This is a genomic window from Mesorhizobium erdmanii USDA 3471 (assembly GCF_000472705.1).
Taxonomy (GTDB): Bacteria; Pseudomonadota; Alphaproteobacteria; order Rhizobiales; family Rhizobiaceae; genus Mesorhizobium; species Mesorhizobium erdmanii.
In genome coordinates this window covers 1-3,277 of record NZ_AXAE01000053.1, presented here as the reverse complement: position 1 = coordinate 3,277, position 3,277 = coordinate 1, and the positions used below count along the sequence as shown (strand labels likewise).

Genomic DNA, 3,277 nt, shown 5'->3' with positions numbered 1-3,277 from the left:
CATGGGCCCTGAAGCGGTGACATCAGCGCTCGCCAAGGCGACCGCCAAGGTCGATGCGGTTGTGGCCAGCCAGCAGGTTGCCGCAGCGGCGTAAGCACAGACCCTTCCCGCCGAATTCAAAAAGGCAGGCGCTCCGGCGCCTGCCTTTTCTTTTGTTCCACGAACGTCAACCGGAACGGAGAAGCGCATGTAGTGAAAACGCGCCGCGAGATCGCCACGTAACCGTATGCGCGTTGTCAGGTGAATCCTCTTCACATGCGTTTGATTATTCAGATAAGTTCCATTTTGAGTTTTAAGCCAAGTACAGTGTGCGCAAGTCACATGCGTCATAAATGCCACCTCAAAACCGCTCATGGAGACTTGTTTGTCTGGGTTCCCAATTCTCGGCATTGACCTTGGCACGACCAATTCGTTGGTAGCTCATTTTACCGAAGAAGGCCCCATATTGATCCCCAATGCTATCGGCGCTTTTCTGACGCCTTCTGCCGTGGGGCTTAGCGACAGCGGAGACTTGCTGGTCGGCCAGGCAGCCAAGGACAGGCTCGTTTCCAATCCCGATATAAGCACGGCACGATTCAAGCGTTACATGGGCACGGACCACACGGTTCGTCTCGGCCGCAAGACATTTCGACCGGAAGAGTTGTCCGCGTTCATTCTGCGCTCCTTGAAAGCGGACGCCGAGGCACATCTCCAGCACCCTGTTGTCGATGCGGTTATTTCCGTGCCGGCCTACTTCAACGATGTGCAACGCAAGGCAACGATCGGTGCCGCACAACTCGCGGGCCTTGAGGTAAGCCGGCTGATCAATGAACCGACCGCCGCGGCCTTGGCTTATGGCCTGCACCGCAAGGACGATGAAAGCACCTTTCTTGTGGTGGATCTTGGCGGCGGCACATTCGACGTTTCAATTCTGGAGATGTTTTCCGGAGTCATGGAGGTGCGGGCGTCGGCCGGGGACGCATTTCTGGGGGGAGAAGACTTCACGGATATCCTTGTAGCGTTGCTGGGCAAGGATCTTGGCCGTGACGATTTGGGAAAGGGAGATCTGGCACGGCTGCGTGCACTGGCTGACGAGGCGAAGCACAAGCTTTCAACCAACAAAGACGCCGATATCCGATATGTCCTGGACGGCGAAAAGAAGCATCTTTCTGTCTCCGCAGATCGTTTTGAGGAGGCAACGACGCAGTTAGTCAACCGGATGAGGGCCCCTTTACAGCGCGCGATGCGCGACGCAAACCTAGGCAACGACCAGATCGACCGGATCATACTCGTTGGCGGCGCAACGAGAATGCCGATCATCAAGTCTGCAATAACCAAGCTTTTCAAGCGTTTTCCGGAACATGATCTCGACCCCGATCATGTCGTGGCCCTGGGCGCGGCGGTACAGGCCGGGCTTGCTTCCCGGCATCAGGCGCTCGACGACATCGTCATGACCGATGTTTCACCCTTCACTTTGGGTATCGAGACAAACCATCAAGTCGGACCGAACGGCCAAACCATGCCCGGATATTTTGCTCCAATCATTGAGCGCAACACGGTTATTCCGGCGAGCCGGGTTGAGCGTTTCTATGCTGTCGTTCCTGGCCAGAAAAAAGTGGAACTCAATGTCTTTCAGGGCGAGGCGCCGCTTGTACGCGACAATGTGAAGATAGGCACATTGGGCGTTCCTATTCCCGTCAACCGCAACGCAAAAGAAGCGGTCGATGTTCGCTTTACCTACGATACGTCCGGAGTGCTTGAAGTCATCGCAACGGTCGTCACCAATGGCAAGGCTCATCGACTCGTCATAGAAGGCAACCCGGGCGCTCTTTCGCAAAAAGACATTCTGCAACGCCTGGCGGAACTTGAACGGATCAAGATCCATCCACGCGAAGAAGCGGTTAACGCGGCGCTCGTCGCGCGCATCACGAAAGCTTTTGAAAATGCCTTGGGGCCGCAACGCAATGTGTTGTCGGCACGGCTTGGGGAATTCGAGGCGACCCTTGCCCGGCAACATCCCAAGGAAATCGCCGCCGCGCGATCCCAAATCACGGAAGAACTCGAAGAGTTAGAGCAATACGATGTTTATTGATGCGTTTTCCATGCTCGGAATATCCGACCGGGAAGACGTCACCGAACGCGAGATCAAGCGCGCCTACGCCACAAAGCTCAAACTGATCAACATCAATGAGGATCGCGACAGCTTCATCGCATTACGTCAGGCATTCGAGCAGGCGCGCGACCAAGTCAACAGCCGGGAGTATATCAAGGAAATTGCTTCCCCTCACGAAACACAAATTGCCGAAGACACCGACGCGCCCGCGCTGAAGAACGTGCCACTGTCCACCCAGAGTGCGGTTGCAGCTATCCTCGAAGCACACGCTTTGCGGGCTATGGAAGATGACATCGGGACGCTCCTTATCGAAAATATCGAACCACATGCACCGAAAGAAGCGGCTCCTGCCCGTACGGCTTCAATTGCCATCGAAGCGCCTGCCCTGCGCGCCATGAAAGCTGTCGAAACGCTTATCACCGAACCATTGAAATGGCAGAGAATAGACAGCTGGCTGGCAATTCTGGATGGCGAGCTCCTACAGACGATTGATGACATTCAAGCGTTCGAAACCCGCATGCGGACCTATGTTTGCCAGCAGTCAGGCTTCGGCGAGCAGCAACGTCCGTCGGCCAAGCCCTGGATGATGCCGCGCTTGCTTGGCTTGCTTGATGAACGCTTTGGCTGGACACGCAATCGCGGATCAAACTATTGGGAGCGTCAACAGCTCGACTGGTTGCACGCGCTAATCGATCCTGAGACGGCACCCCAATATCGTATGGCGTCCACGCCGCAACAGGACCCTGAGCCCGAAACGATCGCACCATCGAGCCAAACCACCGGTTCGGCGCGTCAATCACCTATGTCCGGGTGGCTCTGGTTTGTAATCTTCTTTGTGCTTGTTAAACTTGCCGCCGCTCTTTCGGGCTCAAATGAGCCCGCGAAGACATTCCCACAGCCCAGTGCCACACAACAGGTGCCCGCAGGCGTTCTTCACGACCTCTGCCGTAATCTGTCATTTGACGAATGTTCCAGAAAGATGATTGGGATGCCGAAGCCATAAGCGGAAAAATCATCCAACGGAAATCGGGGAAAGATAAACAACCGGTGCAATGTTGGCTACCGCAGGCCCTAGCCGAACATCTTCTCACCTCGGCATGACCGATGTCGACGTCATCCGCATCGAAGGCGTCGGCATGGGCCCTGAAGCGGTGACATCAGCGCTCGCCAAGGCGACCGCCAAGG

At 55.9% G+C, this 3,277-nt stretch carries 2 protein-coding genes and 1 pseudogene; all 3 read left to right on the top strand.

Going from position 1 to position 3,277, the window contains the following annotated elements; all coding sequences use genetic code 11:
• The first annotated feature begins 364 nt into the window (after positions 1 to 364).
• On the top strand, positions 365 to 2,071 hold the full coding sequence (locus A3AU_RS0127410) for an Hsp70 family protein (RefSeq protein WP_209444674.1): 1,707 nt from the start codon (positions 365 to 367) through the stop codon (positions 2,069 to 2,071).
• Positions 2,061 to 3,095, top strand: a complete 1,035-nt coding sequence (locus A3AU_RS0127405; RefSeq protein ID WP_027055712.1) for a hypothetical protein — start codon at positions 2,061 to 2,063, stop codon at positions 3,093 to 3,095. The genes A3AU_RS0127410 and A3AU_RS0127405 overlap by 11 nt, the downstream gene beginning before the upstream one ends.
• A gap of 88 nt (positions 3,096 to 3,183) precedes the next feature.
• Positions 3,184 to 3,277 (top strand): annotated as a pseudogene (locus A3AU_RS1000000139205) (FMN-dependent NADH-azoreductase); the annotation flags it as partial.